Below are 16,998 nucleotides of genomic sequence, written 5' to 3'. Positions count from 1 at the left end.
CGGACGGTACATGATTGATAATCTAAATAGGATGCTCCAAAAAAAAACGAACCCTTTTGAGGTCCGTTTTCAATTTAGTTTTTGATAATTTTTTCGGTAATCATTAAATTTTCTCCGGTTGCTTGTAGGATATACAAACCGCTTTCCAAGGATTGCATCGGAATGAGGATATCATTGTTATCCGTTGCTTTTGTGTTTTGATAGACTATGCGACCATGAATATCCAAAACCCGAACACTAATTGTAGAAGTGTAGTTTGGAATTTGTAAATGCACTTCATTTTGTGTGGGATTCGGGAATATATGATAAGTAATTGTATTGGCAAATGCTGAAGTTCCTAAAGCCGTACAGTTTGGACCTGGTATGGGTTGAGTAAAATCTTCCACTTGATCGGTAGAATCATCACGGTTACCCGAATTTGCATTAAGGCCTAATCCTCTTCGTGCAAAAACTTCCCAAATCATACAATAATCAGCCCCTCCAGTCGTAGCTTGATCGGCAGCAATAATCGCATTACGGGCTTCTACAAAAGTAGGGTTACAGGGTTGTAATTTGAGGGCATCTATTATCAATCGCATTACTTTATTGTTTCCGCCTGTCCCTGTGTATTTATTGTCATCATAGCCATATTTTGCCACATAAGCCCAAGTTAAATCCCAAAGCATGGTACACCAAACTTCCCCAATATTATGCGACTCGGGTGAATCAACGATACCATCGCCATCGGAATCATAATAATTATTATTGACCGTAGCAAAAGTTTGTGGATTGATACTCATATCGGTGGTGTAAGGGAAATTTCGGATACCACCATCTGTTGTTGCTTGGCTAACCGCAAAAGTTCCAATTCCTTTTGGCGTTGTACCTTCATCACCTGGTTTCATTTGAAGCATCAATGCAAACCAATCTGACCAACCTTCTCCCATTTGTTCTTCATTGGTCAAACAATTACTTAAGCTAGGTCCGCCAGTTAATCGATTGGAGATACCATGTCCGTATTCGTGAGCAATAATACCATTATCAAAATCGCCGTCTGTATTGACAAAAGGAGCTGCATTTAACTGAAGTTTGGCATTTACTGTTCCAGATGACATTTCGTTTATTAGCAAATCTCCGTCGGGTTGATTGACAGAAATTGCTGGAATTGTAATAGTACTGTCGGCACCACTCATGGTGATATATTCTGGATTAATTACATTATTAACAATAATTACGGCCAATGCACCACGCGTTTGTGCGTTTTTTACTTTCACTGTGAAATTACAATTACCGCGGCGTATCACTACAATTTTCCCATTCATTGCCGCACCATTTGTTGGCGCAACGCATCCTTCATTTGAAACTCCTGTATTGTCTTGGTACAAGACCAAATCAGCTTGAATAGAGTTGGGAGCCTGCGGTAAACTAACAAATCCCGGACTAAATGTATTTTGAACTGCACGATAGTTGCCTGCAATTGAAGCCGGACTTTGAATGGTAATTGGATAAATTACTGGGGCTACTTTCCATAAATACATCTGCATACGTGGTTTGGAACCATCGGTTGGTGTCGAGAAATTAGCATTATTGTAAGTTGGTGTTGTTGATTTTGATCCATCTTGCGCATCGGCCCAAACAAAATCAGCTCCTGAGCCACCTCGGCCATAATTATTTTGTTGGAAATTACCGCCCTGTTCATTAAATCCATATTTATGCCATAAATCGTGCAAAATATTATTCATATAGAATAGATTAGTGACAGCCGCATTTATATAAGTTGATGCCTGAACCGAATTTCCCCCATAAGGAAAGTCGAAAGTTAATGAACTCCCTCCATCAGGGGCATACCCGTTTGCAGTAGATGTTGTTGAAGCAGTGGTCGGATTTGTATTTGTATAGTCTGCTCTTGCCCAAACATTGTTTCCACGTGTGTATGTAAACTTGTTTGCGGTCAAATTTGCACTTAAATCATTGGTGTCATGCCATGCTTTTGGTGAAGCAGTTGGGTCTTCTATGCCAGTTAGGAGTTGAAAAGGAGAGTGATTCGGACTTTCAAAATTAAAGGGAATTACACGATAATTGCCGGCCATAACCTGTAAAGGAGCCGCTACTTTTTGAACTGAATTTTCAAAAAAGAAAGGTTGTTCTACGATAGCAGATGTAGTGTGGGGATGATCGAAATTGCAATTAACCGTCAAATCTCGTTTGGATACAATAATTCCCGAACTGGCATCGGTATCAATATGCCAAAGATTTTTGAAATCCGGACTGTAAAATTCAAAACGCCAAACTAAAATATATTGTCCTTCTTTTTCGACATAGCCTAATTCGGCACGTACAGGATCATCCGCTAAATTTCCATTTTTAAGTTGGAACACCCCATTTTCTTTTTTGGAAATGAGTTCGGTACTTTGATGGTAACCAAGGGCCGCAAAGGTTTGAGACAACGCATCCGCAGCACTTAAATTTTTGGAGGAATTTTTAATTTTTGATGAATAATTGACCACAAATCGGTCGCCAATTTGGATTACTTTACCTTCTTTCACCCAAATAGAATTCACAGAATCAAACAAAGGCAAACCATTGTAGGTTTGGCAAACAAAATAATTGTGAATACCCGTCGATTCTGAGTAGGTTTCGCTCACAACCTTCCAATTAGTAACATCGGAAGCGGTTAATTTGAGTTCCGCTTGCTTTGTATTCAAAGCTTCTTGAATCGCCTTGTTGGGAATATCTTGAGCTAATGCACTCATCCCAAGGCTGAATGCTAAAAAGAGTAATCGTTTCATTGTTTTTGGTTAATTGCCTCAAAGCTAGCACTAACTTTTCATAAAAACAAGCGACACCCCGTTGTCTATCAGAAATTTAGGAATTGTTAACCCAACATTTCGTTATACAATAATGCATTGCCATCGGTAAGTAAGGAAACAAAATGGCAGATGTGCATCAAACGCTCGTATAACGTTTCTTTTTCCAATCGATGTTTTTCAGGTAATACTTTTAACAGTAATTGATCGTAATTGGAGGTTTTTCCTTCAAATTGATTATTGTATGCCGTAATGAATTTATCCAAAAGGGAATTGATAATTTGGTAGCCTTTCAATTCTTTTTCAATTACTTCCCGACTCTGATAAATATTTTTGACACTCAATTTAATGATGTCATTCATTTGGGCTTTGTATTTGCTTTTGTCGGTTAAGGCATGATGGAATTCACCTTTTAAAATGGCTTCTTCATTTTCTAAAAACACTTTTACCGCATCATTGATGAGGTTGCCAATCGCCAAAGCACGTAAATAACTGATGCGATCTTCTTTGGTAGTTAAGGCTTGGTATTTATTGGCGTCTATGGTGTCTTTGACCAATTTGATTAAATATTCTAAGGCAAAATCTTCTGAAACTAATCCCAAATTGATGCCGTCTTCAAAGTCAATGATGGTGTAACAAATATCGTCAGCGGCTTCAACTAAAAAGGCGAGGGGATGACGTAAATAACGCAAATCGTCACCCGTGTTGATTTTGATCAATCCCAATTCTTCAGCCACTTCTTGGAAAAAGGCTTTGTCGGTTTGGAAGAAACCAAATTTTTTATCGGAAATATTGGTTGAAGGTTTTTTAGGCAAACTTTCTTTCGGGTATTTCATAAAAGCACCCAAGGTTGCATAAGACAAACGTAAACTGCCTTCAATGCCGGGGCGCGAACTCGTCAATACCGAAAATCCGTTTGCATTGCCTTCAAAATCAACCAAGTCTTGCCACTGTTTCGGACTCAATTGCTCTTTAAATTGTTGTCCGTTGCCGCGTGAAAAATATTCGCCTATGGCTTTTTCACCCGAATGACCAAACGGTGGATTCCCGATGTCGTGTGCCAACGAAGCGGCTGCCACAATTGCTCCAAAATCATTGGGTTGATAGCCGTGAATTTCCTTCAAATGCGGGTATTTTTCAATGATTTTTTTTCCGACCAATCGACCAATCGACCGGCCTACCACGGAAACTTCCAAACTGTGCGTTAAGCGCGTATGCACAAAATCGGTTTTGGACAGCGGAATCACTTGGGTTTTGTCTTGCAAACTGCGAAAAGGCGCCGAGAAAATAATACGGTCGTAATCGACTTCAAATCCCAAACGGGTGTCGTCTTGCTCGATGCGTAAGCGTTTTCCGGTGTCGCCTTGACGTTTCAAGGAGAGTAATTGTTCCCATGTCATCATGTGGTAGTGCTTTTTACAAATGTACTTATTTTAATGACTTTTGAAAACATAAACTGTTGGCAACGCCCGCATATTGCCCGTAATTTTCTATACGTTCATAGCCCGTTTTATGGTACAACTGAATCGCTTCTATTTGTTGGTGACCCGTTTCTAAAATAGCAGATGTAAATCCGTCTTCCCATGCCCAACGTTCTAATTCTTGTAAAATCGCTTTGGCAATGCCTTTGCCGCGAAATTCAGGATCCACATACATGCGTTTGATTTCGGCTGTAGTTTCATCATAAGCTTTGTACGCGCCTATACCCACAGGTTGCTCGTTCCAATAGGCAACCAGTGTATTTTTCAATAAAGCCGACTGATTAAACTGTGCATAAAAGGCATGGTCTTCACCGTCTAAAATAGCGAGATAGGTATTGAGTGGTTTAACCAACAATTCAAAATCGGGATGCTCGGAATGGGTGCGGAGTAAGTGTAACATACTTTTGGTAAAAAAGAACAGCCATCATTACTGACAGCTGTTGTTATAATTCTAAATTTTGAATTCTAAATTCTAAATTGGATTACGATCCACACATTTCACAGTCCTCTGGACCAGCGTTGCGGGCGCGTTCTACCATCAATCGGAATTCTTCAGCGGTCATTTCTCCTGATTCTGGTGCGATCACTTCTACCGCTTGGGGTTCGGGTTGTTGAATAGCTGCTGTCGGTTCTTCTTTTTTCTCGTTATTCAAAGTGAACTTGATGGCATCTACTGCCGATTTTGTACGTAAATAATACATACCCGTTTTCAAGCCGCTTTTCCATGCATAAAAGTGCATCGAAGTCAGTTTTGCATAAGTGGCATCCTGCATGAACAAGTTCAACGATTGCGATTGGTCAATGAAATACCCGCGGTGACGTGACATGTCAATGATGTCTTTCATGGACATTTCCCAAACGGTTTTGTATAAGTCTTTCAAATCTTGCGGGATGATGTCGATGTTTTGGATCGAACCGTTATGACGCATGATTTCTTGTTTCAAGTTTTCGTTCCACAAACCGCGTTTTACCAAGTCTTCCAACAAGTGTTTGTTTACCACGATGAATTCACCTGACAACACACGACGCGTGTAGATATTCGAAGTATATGGTTCAAATGCTTCATTGTTTCCAAGGATTTGTGACGTAGAAGCTGTAGGCATTGGTGCCAACAATAACGAGTTGCGCACTCCGTGTTCCATTACTTCTTTGCGTAACGACGTCCAATCCCAACGACCCGATAAATCGCTGTCTTGTAAGCCCCAAAGGTTGTATTGGAATTCTCCTTGTGAGATGGGCGAACCTTCAAATGTTGAATACGGACCTTCTTCTTTGGCCATTTCCATCGAAGCGGTAACGGCAGCGAAGTAAATCGTTTCGAAGATGTCTTGGTTTAATTGTTTGGCTTCGTCACTGGTGAACGGTAATCGCATCATGATGAATGCATCCGCCAATCCTTGCACACCCAATCCAACGGGACGGTGACGCATATTGGAGTTCTCTGCTTCGGGAACGGGATAATAATTACGGTCAATTACTTTGTTCAAGTTGCGGGTTACGCGTTTGGTCACATTGTACAACAATTCGTGGTTGAATTTGCCATCTTCCACAAACATCGGTAACGAAATCGAAGCCAAGTTACATACTGCAATTTCATCTTCCGAAGTGTATTCCAAGATTTCAGTACACAAGTTGGATGAACGAATCGTTCCTAAGTTTTTCTGGTTCGATTTACGGTTAGCAGCATCTTTGTACAACATGTACGGCGTTCCCGTTTCGATTTGTGATTCTAAGATTTTCTCCCATAATTCACGCGCACGGATCGTTTTGCGACCTTTACCCGCCAATTCATACGAAGTATATAATTCGTCGAATTTCTCTCCGTAGGTATCATATAATCCAGGACATTCGTTGGGACACATTAAAGTCCATTCCGCGTCGTTTTCTACACGTTGCATGAACAAATCGGAAATCCACATCGCAAAGAACAAGTCACGCGCACGCATTTCTTCTTTACCGGTATTCTTTTTCAAATCCAAGAATTCGAAGATATCCGCATGCCAAGGTTCGATATAAATAGCAAAACTTCCTTTGCGTTTTCCACCACCTTGGTCTACATAACGTGCCGTGTCGTTGAATACACGCAACATCGGTACAATACCATTCGAAGTTCCGTTTGTTCCGCGGATGTACGAACCTGTCGCGCGTACATTGTGAATAGATAAACCGATACCTCCAGCAGATTGCGAGATTTTCGCCGTTTGTTTTAACGTGTCGTAAATACCATCGATACTATCGTCTTTCATTGTTAACAAGAAACACGATGACATTTGTGGTTTTGGTGTACCTGCGTTGAAAAGGGTAGGTGTGGCGTGGGTAAAGAATTTTTTCGACATCAAATCGTAAGTTTCAATCACCGACTGCAAGTCGTTTAAGTGAATACCCACAGCGACACGCATCAACATGTGTTGCGGACGTTCTACGATTTTACCATTTATTTTGAGAAGGTACGAGCGTTCTAAGGTTTTAAAACCGAAATAGTCGTAGTTGAAGTCACGGTTGTAAATCACGTGAGAGTCTAAGAACTCTGCATTTTCCATGATTACTTGGTGCACTTCATCAGAAAGTAAAGGTGCTTCTTGGTTGGTTCTCGGATTTACATAGTGGAACATGTCGTTCATGGTTTCGGAGAACGATTTTTTCGTGTTCTTGTGTAAATTCGAAATCGCAATACGCGCAGCCAATAAAGCATAATCCGGATGGGTTACGGTCATGGCGGCAGCGGTTTCTGCAGCAAGGTTGTCCAATTCAGAGGTAGTTACTCCGTCATATAAGCCTTCAATTACACGCATAGCCACTTTTACAGCGTCTACCATTTCGTTTAATCCGTAACACAATTTTTTGATACGGTCGGTAATCTTGTCAAACATTACGGGCTCTCTGTGGCCGTCTCTTTTTACTACGTACATATTTGTTTGGTTTTAGGTTATGAGCTAGACAATCCCTTCTCTAACTCGAATTGATTTTTGATGGGAAAAGGCAATAAATCCCCTTTTCCGAATCGGATGTGAACTCCTCCCGGAGCTGTATTTTGAATGATTTTGATCGAATTAAAAATCGGCGTCGAAGCTGATTTTCTGTGCGTTAGAGTCGTTGTTCATGACTCCGGCCTTTTGGTATTCAGAAACGCGTTTTTCGAAGAAGTTAGTTTTTCCTTGCAACGAAATCATGTCCATAAAATCAAAAGGATTGGTCACATTGAACACTTTGTTACACCCTAATTCCACCAACAATCGGTCGGTTACGAATTCAAGGTACTGTGTCATCAATTTGGAATTCATACCAATCAAACTTACTGGAAGCGATTCGGTGATGAATTTGCGTTCAATGTCCAAAGCATTGGTTAATATTTCGGTGATACGTTCTTTCGAAACTTTATGCACCAAATGGTGGTTGTGTAGGTGAACGGCAAAATCACAGTGCATTCCTTCGTCACGCGAAATTAATTCGTTGGAGAAGGTTAGTCCCGGCATTAAACCGCGTTTTTTCAACCAGTAGATAGAGCAAAATGATCCTGAGAAAAAGATCCCTTCCACAGCAGCAAAAGCAATTAGTCGCTCGCTGAAGTTAGGCGATTGCACCCATTTCAACGCCCAATCTGCTTTTTCTTTAATCGCTGGAAATACTTCGATAGCATGAAACAATTCGTTTTTCTCAGTTTCGTCTTTTACATACGTATCGATCAATAACGAATAGGTTTCACTGTGGATGTTTTCCATCATTAATTGGAAACCATAGAAAAACTTTGCCTCTGGATATTGAACTTCACTCACGAAGTTTTCGGCCAAGTTTTCGTTTACAATTCCGTCAGATGCTGCGAAAAACGCCAAGATGTGTTTAATAAAGTAACGCTCATCGTCGGTTAATTTATTATTCCAATCGTTTAAATCTTGGTGTAAATCGATTTCTTCTGCAGTCCAAATACAAGCCTCTTGTTTTTTATACCATTCCCAAATATCATGGTGTTTGATTGGGAAGATTACAAATCGGTCTTTATTATCCTGAAGAATGGGTTCTACAAATGACATAAGTGTGTTATTTTTTATGATTTCGTTAACGTTGTTCTGACTGTTACAAATTTGATTAAATACCGTCAAAAATGAAAGTCAAACTTATCCACAATCGGCTTTAGTTTTTAACAACGTGTACGAAAATTCCTAATTTTAACAATTTTGTAACCTGTTGAAAAACAAGGATATAGAAGTGCATTTTTTGCTAAAAGGCTGAAAAATCAAGGGTTTTCGGAAAAGGCGTAAATAATTTTCGTAGGATTTTTCAAGGCGCTGAATGTTGTGAAATTGTAAATAAAAAACCGTATCACAGCAGAAACGGTTTTTGATTTTTTAGGGACTAATTTTATTCTTCTTGCTCTCCATCAATATAGGTTTTATTCCCGTTTTTATTGATGTAATATTTGCCGCCACGAGGTCCGGTATAGACCTTTCTCCCTTTGTAAGTGCCCGTGGCTTTGTCTTTCACTTTTTTCTCAGCGGCTTTGGATAACGCCGATTCTTTGATGTCTTCTTTTTCTTCGGCTGCGGATAATTTTTTGGCTTTGGCTCGGGCTTTGTTTCCTTCCGCTTTGGCTTTTCCAGCATCCGATTTTACGTCTCCTTTTGCGGAAGCTTTATTTTCTTTAAAGCGTTTGTCTACTGTTCCGTCTTTTTTAAGCGCAGGCTTTTTTTCCTCCGATTTGTTATTCTTAAAACGTTTGTCGGGCGTGCCGTCTTTTTTCAGTTTTTCACCTTCTTTCTTGGACTTTTCCTTCTTTTCAGCGACAACTTTCTCGGTTTCTTTTTTGGCTTTTTTTACTTTCTCTTTGGCTTCTTGTGCAAAAAGTCCGGTAGAAAATACAAAGGCTACTGCGAGTGCAATTACTTTTTTCATAAGGTTCTAAAATTTGATTTGACAATTAAAGATACAAATTCTTCTTTTTCAAAAGTAGGATTTGGATTAAAAAAAGGCGCGCAATTGCACACTTCCCGTATGGATCGTTTTTGAAGTCTCCGATTGTCGTCCCTGGTAATTGATGTTGAGGTCCAAATATTGGGTCAAATTTTTCTGAAGCAAAACGCGCCAGGTCGAATTTTTCCCCGGTTGCAAGCCTTCCAACATTTGAAAAGCTACCGGCGATTGCGCATTGCCCTTAAAGTCATTGCGGTAAAAGGAATATTCGCCTGTCAATGTGAATTTTTTTTCTCCTATATAATTGACTGCAATGCCCATCCGACTCTGGGTGAGCGACTCTTGATCGTTAATCGTGTTGATTTTGCTTTTGATTTCATAGAAAACACTCAAACTTTTGTTCGCAGAAAATAAATAGGAAAGTTTGGGTTGGACTTGAAACGTTTCCAGCGTATAATTGCGGGAGGCATAATTATCCGATAATCCTAAATTTTTCCCCACCGCCGATTCTACATTCACCAACCAAGCTTTTTTCCACAAATGGGCATACTGAATTTGGTGCGATTGCAAACGGTTTTCTTGTGATCCAATGGATAAAAGGGTTCGAATTTTAGTATTTAAAAAGGTATAGGTAACGGAATGAAATTGCCGTCCACGGTTGAAAAACAAACTGTTGCGAAACGATTCGTTCAATCCCAACAATTCGGCATTACCCGCATCAAAGGGATTTAAATGAAATTGATCACCCACGCGTTTGGTTTTTTGATCAATCGTCAACGCGGTTTGGTTGTAAAAATGGGACAAGAATTTCTTCCATCCTTTTTCATTCAGCCACACTCCTGGATTCAAGGCTAACGATTGCGCAAATTTATTTTGATGGGTTTTGACAAAAATTTGATTGGGCAAATAGACCCGAACGTATTTTGCCAAATCAGGAAACGGCGCTACTTCAAATTCTTGCAACTCCTGAATGCCGTTCCCGTTGTAATCGTTCCACATATAAACGCCTTGACCGGGGTTGACTTCCAAATAGGTAAATTCCTGTTGTGCGATGGTCCCTGAAGCGGTTTCTACCGCCGTTGAAACTTGCACCAATTGCCCCCAATACCGGTCGGTGTAGACTATTCGGGAGTTGAGAGAAGGTTCGTCAGGGCGGGTGTTGTCAACATAGGTCAGTCGGCGGTAATTGATAAACGCCGATAAATTCGCTTTTTCAGTTTGGATTAATCGCGAATTCACATACCAGCGGTTGGACGTATTTACCCGTTGCAGGAATCCGTTTTGCAAACTGTCGTTTTTGCGGTGGAGCCAACCGACTTCGACAAAAACTTTTGTAGAATCGCCGCGACCAGTAAAAATTCCCATTTCGCGGTAGCGCTGACTCAACGCACTCAACACCTTGGTACTCGTATTTTTTTCGGTATTGTCTTCTAAATTATAGGTGCCGCCTACCCAATTTTTCCCAAAATGGTACTTCACCCGGGTGCGGTTTCGGGTAAAACGACTTTCCGAGATGGTGCCCGAACTATGGAGCGAACTCGCATTTTGTTGAATTTGCCATTTGCCATCGGTGTAAATCCCCCGCAACACATGTCGGTTGCCCGTAAAAAGTTCGCCCAAATCCAACCGCTCAAATTGGTACAAAGCGGTCCCTTTTTGTTTTAAATCCCATTCCATACCGGCAGTCAGTAAACTTTGATTGCCCGTAATCGCGGTGTTCAAATTCCAATCGCGGTTAAATTCGATGGTAAATAATCGTTCGACCGTTCTGAAATTTTGTTGAATGAGTTGGAACGATGCAAACGAATTCAAGTTGGTTTTTCCCGAAAAAACACGTTGTTTGCCATTGAATTTGGCCGCAATACCTTGATTGTTCCCGTCGTCGACCTTAGAAAATAAATTCAAATCGTTGTTGCTGATGCCCACTTCAAAGTCGAGATTGGTTTTCTCACTGGGATGAAATCCGCCAAGAAGCGTCGCAATTTGAAGTTTGATGGGCGCAATCAATCGGGTGATGGGTTCGTAATTCCCTTGTGGAACGCCTGCAATGGGGGCTACATATTGGTAGATTTTACCTACTGCACTGTTGTTGGCTAAGGTATAATTCCCTTGATTGGCGCCCACTAAAGTAAAACTGACGTTGTACAAAACATCGGTAGGGTTGTTGGAATATTCGAACACTTCAACGGCGCCGATTATTACCTTTTTATATAAAATTTTATTCTCCGAATAACTGTCTATATAAGCGGAAGGCGCGCTCATCAGGTTGGTGTTGTCCCCCGCATTTTGTAAAACTGCTACTTGTTCTTGGGTCAGACTCTGTTGTAACGGTTGGTTTTTGACATCATTTTCGGAATAAACATAACCGGCAATATTCCATTTTTCACTTTGGTGATTCGCGCCGCCGTAAGTGACAAATCGGGTATAACTTCGCTCCGAATATTGGTATTCCACCACGATACGCATTTCAGAAGTGATGGGAAAAAGCGAGGTAAACCGAATTTCTCCCGCGTTGTAATCAATCACATAATCGTTGTTTTCACCGCGCGTTTTTAAAACCCCATTGACATAAACCCGCTCAGAGCCTGAAATGACAAGCACATACAATTCACCATTATTGCCGCGTAATTTATACGGCCCTTGATTGCCTTCTTGCCCGGTGAATGTACTACGTGCGTATTGCCCGCGCACCACGGCAGCTGCAGCAAAAACATCGGTTTTGTTTTCGGGGGTTCCAAAAGTAAAACGGGTGTTGATGCCTTGGACTTTTTTATTAAAATTTAAAAATTTGGAATGCCGGTTTTCCAAGAACAAATCCCCAGCGCGAATACTCCAGCGGTCGGAAAAGAGTTCGACAAATATCTGGTCAAATTCGTCTAGTTTTTGCGAGTAACCGCCATCTTGCAGCGGAATATTACTGTCTTGGATGGAGGCTCGCAAACTGACTTTGTTGGAAAGTTTACCTACAATTTGAAGGTCCAAATTGGAATTGACTGTAGTGTTTTGGTTGTTGCCAATCGTCACTCCACGGCTAATACTTCCCGAAGTCGTGAGTCCGTCAAAGGGTTTAAATCGCGTGCGTTCGTCCTTTTTTACGGTTACTAAAACCCCCGCCTCATTGGGAACGACACGTTTGGGATCGTAGATGGTATAGGATTTAGTAAGAAATTCAGGGAATTGCAGGTAGCGCACCGTGAGGGAATCGGTAGCTGAATAATTGTTTTTGAACAGCAGTTTGGCTTTGGCATAATCCACCCGATAAAAAGCGGTGTCCAGTTCTTGGCCTTTGGCGTCGGTAATTTTGAAAAATTCCTTTTGAATGCTTGTGCCGTGAAGGGCAATGGTATCTTTGGAGAAGGCGATTTTTTTGCTTTTGTACGGCGAATCGGTTTGTGCCGAAAGCGTACAAAAACAGCCTAAGATCAATCCCCAAAACCACCAATTCTGCATACCCTTTATAACTCCTAAAAGTCAAAAGTAGTATTTCCTCAGGGATTTTGGAATGCTAAAAATCGAATTATTCTTTGGTTACCAATTGTAAGGTTTCGCGAGAAGTTTGGCGCACCAACACTGTTTTCCCTTTTTCAACCATTTCAGCCGCTTCTTTGGAGAAGTGACGAATGGTGTAGAGGGAGACATTTTCATTGTAAGCTACTTTGAATTTTTTTGAAAGAACCGCTTTCAATTTGTCAAAATGACCAAATTTATCTTCCACACAAACGGTAAAACTGATGGCGGTGTTTTGAATCAAACTCACTTTAATTTTATGTTGGTGGAATAAAGCAAAGATTTCGCTGATGTTTTCCTCCATAATGAATGAGAAATCAATGGCTGATAAGGAAATCAACAACTGATTTTTCTTCACGATAAAACAGGACGTTTTGGGTTCGAGGTCGGCTCCCTTTGAAACGCTTGTGCCGGGTAATAGCGGGTTCACAAACGATTTTACATACAACGGAATTTCTTTGCGTTGCAGCGGTTGTAATGTTTTAGGGTGAATCACCGAAGCGCCATAAAACGCCAATTCGATGGCTTCACGATACGAAATTTGGTTCAGCAAAACCGCATTGTCGAAATACCGTGGGTCCGCATTCAATACCCCGGGAACATCTTTCCAAATGGTTACACTTTCGGCACCCAAACAATAGGCGAAAATAGCCGCCGTGTAATCGGAGCCTTCGCGACCTAAGGTAGTGGTGAAGTTGTTTTCATCGGAGCCTAAAAATCCTTGGGTAATGTTTAAGGCTTTTTTCTTGACGTTTTTAGTAATCAATTTTTGGGTTTGGTCCCAATCCACCAAAGCGTCGCGGTAAGTTGCATCGGTTTTGATCAAATTGCGCACGTCAATCCAATTGTTTTTCAATCCTTTTTCATTGAAATAATGGCTGACAATTGTAGTTGATACAATTTCTCCATAACTCACCACTTGGTCGTACACAAAGTTGTAATTGGGTGATTTGTTACTGCGTAAAAAGTATTCCAAATCGGCGAAATGACTGTTCACCGCATAAAACACATCGTGGTTTTCATCTTCAAAAAGGTCCAATAAGATTTGGTTATGGTATTTGCGAACGTCTTGCAAAGAGGCGTGAAAGGCACTTGATTTTTCAAAATAGTTTTTAATTACAATTTCCAAGGCGTTGGTGGTTTTTCCCATCGCAGAAATAATGATTAATACTTCTTCATGTCCTACCGTTTCTAATACGTGCAATACATTTTTTATACCGTCAGCATCTTTTACAGAAGCCCCACCAAATTTGAATACTTTCATGGTTTCCTTTTGAATTGATTAGGATTTTTATCGCGGACTCAAAGCTAAGAAATTCCTTTTTTTTAGCGTTTTACTTTTTGTAAAAATTAGCGATACCGTTTTCGTCCATTTGGGCTACGCGCCAATCGGAAAAGACTTTGGCACCCGTTTTTTCATAGAAGGCAATGGCGGGCGTATTCCATTCCAATACAGCCCATTCAATGCGACGTACTCCTTCTTCTTTTCCTTTTTGAATAATGGCTTTGTAGAGTTCGAACCCAATCCCTTTGCCCCGTTGGTCTTCCTTTACAATCAAATCTTCCAAGTGAATTGTTTTGCCTTTCCAAGTGGAATAACGGTAATAGTAGAGGGCGATGCCGAGGAGTTCGTTTGCTTCTTCGGCCACGAAACAATAAAATAGCGGATGCTCAGAAAACCCATCACGGATAAGATCTTCTTCGGTGATGACTACGGCATCGGGTTCTTTTTCAAAAACAGCAAGTTCCCGAATACGCTCGAGAACTTGCTTCATATCTTCTGGTTTTGCTTTGCGAATTTGCATTATTTTTTCTTTTTGGCCGGTTTCTTTTTAGGAGGTGTGGGCACTTTATTGCTGATGGGTTTTTGCACATAGGCTTTATACAATTTATCGGCAACGGCACGTTCATGGGCTTGTTGAGCACGGTCTTTCGGGTCGGGGTGCGAACTCAAGATTCTGGAAATAAAATCGGTTTGCGCGCCTTCACTCAATTTAGCCAATATTAAAAAAGCCGATTCGACAGCATTCACATCATAGCCGTGTTTTTTCATAAAATCGTAGGCGAAGGTGTCTGCTTCCGATTCTTGGGTGCGGCTGTATTTACTGTCAATGACAGCACTGGCAATTTGCCCCGCTTCGCCATCAGTAACTTTTCCAATTTTATCCGATTGAGAAGACAAAGCATCCATTAACGCACTTTTTTTCAAGGCAGCACGCATAGCGTCTTTGGAATCTTCATTGACCACGTGACCAATTTCGTGACCGATTACCGCCAAGAGTTGGTTGTCGTCCATAATATCCATCAATCCCGAATACACGCGCACACTACCATCGGCACAGGCAAAAGCATTTACTTCTTTGGTTAAGTATACTTTGTAATTCAATTGCAATCCGTTTTCTGCGGCATGTTTTCCAAAAATACGATTTAAACGTAGGGTATATCCGTCTTTCGGACCTGCAATGACACTGGCGGAATCCAATTTTCGAACGCCTTCTTTGGCCAAAGCGGCGGCTTGTTCGTTGGAAAAAGTGAATCCGGCCATCCCTTTTTGTAAGGCGCCTAATGCTTTTTCGCCCAAATTAATCTGAGCAGCAACGAATTGAGTTCCTGCAACCAGAATTAGGGTGAGTAGACTATTTTTTACATTCATGGTTATGTGATTTTATGTTGGACAAAGATACATCTTGTTCTGTAAACGAAGGGTAGAATTATTTTCGTGTGTGATGTCGAATTAATTCCGAAAAAATTAGATATTTGCACGACTACTACAACGATTTCGTAAATGGAAGAACGCAACAAAACCTTAGGGGAATTTATCATTGAAAAACAAGCCGATTTTCAATATTCATCGGGCGAATTGTCCCGAATTATCAACTCCATTCGCTTGGCGGCGAAAGTGGTCAACTACAAAGTGAATAAAGCCGGATTGGTTGACATTGTAGGAGCTGCTGGAGAACAAAATGTACAAGGTGAAGACCAACAAAAATTGGATGTCTATGCCAATGATGTTTTTATTCAAACCTTAATTAATCGCGAAATTGTGTGTGGGATTGCTTCCGAAGAAAATGATGATTTTATCACCGTTGCGGGAAGCGACAACAGTCATAACAATAAATATGTGGTGTTGATGGACCCGTTGGATGGTTCGTCGAATATTGATGTGAATGTTTCGGTGGGAACGATTTTCTCTGTTTTCCGTCGGGTGACTCCAGTAGGTACGCCGGTAACCTTAGAAGATTTTTTACAACCCGGAATTAATCAAGTGGCAGCGGGCTATGTGATTTACGGAACTTCGACGATGTTGGTATACACTACGGGGTTTGGAGTGAACGGATTTACACTTAATCCAGCGATCGGTACGTTTTATTTGTCGCATCCCAACATGCAATATCCCAAAGACGGTACGATTTATTCCATCAACGAAGGAAATTATGTCCATTTCCCTCAAGGCGTGAAAGATTATATCAAGTATTGCCAGTTGGAAGAAGGCGATCGTCCGTATACATCGCGTTATATTGGAAGTTTGGTTTCCGATATGCACCGAAACATGATTAAAGGTGGAATTTATATTTATCCCACAAGCTCCAAAGCGCCCAAGGGTAAATTGCGTTTATTGTACGAATGCAATCCGATGGCCTTTATCGCTGAACAAGCAGGAGGAAAAGCCTCAAATGGATACCAAAGAATTATGGAAATTCAACCCACAGAATTACATCAACGCGTGCCATTTTTCTGCGGTAGCGAAAATATGGTCACCAAAGCAGAAGAGTTTATGCGCAATGCCCAATAATAGTTAAAACTAACTTGAACAAAAAAGTCCCGAATTACTCGGGACTTTTTATTTTATTTATACATGTGACGCATTTCGTAGACAAAAGTGTCGAGGTCAACATTCATGACCAAAAGGGATAAAGCTTTATCGACAATGTACTGCACGTTACCTGGTGTAAATCCTAAGGCGAGCGCAAAACGGGTTAAAATTTCTTTTTGTTTTGGCCCTAATACGTGGTCGGCGTAAACCATACGCGACAGGTCATATAAACGTTCCAATCGCAACGCATACGAATACGGAGGATTAATAGGGTACTTTAATGGATTTTCCAAGATTTCGGCATATTCATCCTCTGAAATTTCTAAACGAACAGCGAGTTTGTCTAAGAAATTTTTCTCTTCTGGAGTTAAATCACCATCCGCGAGGGCTACACGTACGATAGCCGAAAAATGACCTCTGTTTCGGTCTTTGAATTCGCTATCAAATAAATCAGCTATTGACATAATATATTGTTTTTAGTTCTTTAAAATTAACGAGAAATTTG

The 16,998-nt window shown here is 40.8% G+C and carries 12 protein-coding genes; 1 reads left to right on the top strand and 11 read right to left on the bottom strand.

Annotated elements, in window-relative coordinates; translation table 11 throughout:
• Positions 1–74 precede the first annotated feature (74 nt).
• From EQG61_RS01555 to EQG61_RS01510, 10 genes are all read right to left on the bottom strand, one after another.
• Positions 75–2,768 (bottom strand): T9SS-dependent M36 family metallopeptidase, encoded by a 2,694-nt coding sequence (locus tag EQG61_RS01555; protein ID WP_129460114.1) that lies wholly within the window; start codon positions 2,766–2,768, stop codon positions 75–77.
• 86 nt (positions 2,769–2,854) lie between these two features.
• Positions 2,855–4,186: a deoxyguanosinetriphosphate triphosphohydrolase gene (locus EQG61_RS01550; protein WP_129460677.1), complete on the bottom strand. Its 1,332-nt coding sequence runs from the start codon at positions 4,184–4,186 to the stop codon at positions 2,855–2,857.
• Positions 4,187–4,214: 28 nt separating this feature from the next.
• A complete protein-coding gene (locus EQG61_RS01545; RefSeq protein ID WP_129460113.1) occupies positions 4,215–4,667 on the bottom strand; it encodes a GNAT family N-acetyltransferase in 453 nt (150 codons plus the stop codon).
• An 82-nt stretch (positions 4,668–4,749) separates the two neighbouring features.
• Positions 4,750–7,176, bottom strand: coding sequence for a ribonucleoside-diphosphate reductase subunit alpha (locus tag EQG61_RS01540; RefSeq protein ID WP_129460112.1), 2,427 nt, complete (start codon positions 7,174–7,176; stop codon positions 4,750–4,752).
• Positions 7,177–7,317: 141 nt separating this feature from the next.
• The gene (locus tag EQG61_RS01535) at positions 7,318–8,295 is read right to left on the bottom strand and encodes a ribonucleotide-diphosphate reductase subunit beta (protein WP_129460111.1); all 978 of its coding nucleotides are present in this window, start codon (positions 8,293–8,295) and stop codon (positions 7,318–7,320) included.
• 328 nt (positions 8,296–8,623) lie between these two features.
• Positions 8,624–9,154 (bottom strand): hypothetical protein, encoded by a 531-nt coding sequence (locus EQG61_RS01530; protein WP_129460110.1) that lies wholly within the window; start codon positions 9,152–9,154, stop codon positions 8,624–8,626.
• Positions 9,155–9,220: 66 nt separating this feature from the next.
• Positions 9,221–12,622: a hypothetical protein gene (locus tag EQG61_RS01525; protein WP_129460109.1), complete on the bottom strand. Its 3,402-nt coding sequence runs from the start codon at positions 12,620–12,622 to the stop codon at positions 9,221–9,223.
• Between the two features lie 67 nt (positions 12,623–12,689).
• Positions 12,690–13,943, bottom strand: coding sequence for an aspartate kinase (locus EQG61_RS01520; protein ID WP_129460108.1), 1,254 nt, complete (start codon positions 13,941–13,943; stop codon positions 12,690–12,692).
• 70 nt (positions 13,944–14,013) lie between these two features.
• Positions 14,014–14,484, bottom strand: a complete 471-nt coding sequence (locus EQG61_RS01515) for a GNAT family N-acetyltransferase (protein ID WP_129460107.1) — start codon at positions 14,482–14,484, stop codon at positions 14,014–14,016.
• Positions 14,484–15,332, bottom strand: a complete 849-nt coding sequence (locus EQG61_RS01510; protein WP_129460106.1) for a M48 family metalloprotease — start codon at positions 15,330–15,332, stop codon at positions 14,484–14,486. Before EQG61_RS01510 ends, EQG61_RS01515 begins: the two co-directional genes overlap by 1 nt.
• Positions 15,333–15,464: 132 nt before the next feature.
• Here EQG61_RS01510 and fbp point away from each other — a divergent pair, with 132 nt between their 5' ends.
• Complete coding sequence (fbp, locus tag EQG61_RS01505; protein ID WP_129460105.1) at positions 15,465–16,472, top strand: class 1 fructose-bisphosphatase; 1,008 nt, start codon at positions 15,465–15,467, stop codon at positions 16,470–16,472.
• A 53-nt stretch (positions 16,473–16,525) separates the two neighbouring features.
• On the opposite strand, the gene EQG61_RS01500 is transcribed toward fbp, so the two are convergent.
• Complete coding sequence (locus EQG61_RS01500; RefSeq protein WP_129460104.1) at positions 16,526–16,957, bottom strand: tellurite resistance TerB family protein; 432 nt, start codon at positions 16,955–16,957, stop codon at positions 16,526–16,528.
• Positions 16,958–16,998: the final 41 nt, after the last annotated feature.

Origin of the sequence: Flavobacterium stagni (assembly GCF_004122105.1) — a bacterium.
Lineage (GTDB): Bacteria > Bacteroidota > Bacteroidia > Flavobacteriales > Flavobacteriaceae > Flavobacterium > Flavobacterium stagni.
This window is presented reverse-complemented; position numbering and strand designations above follow the sequence as displayed.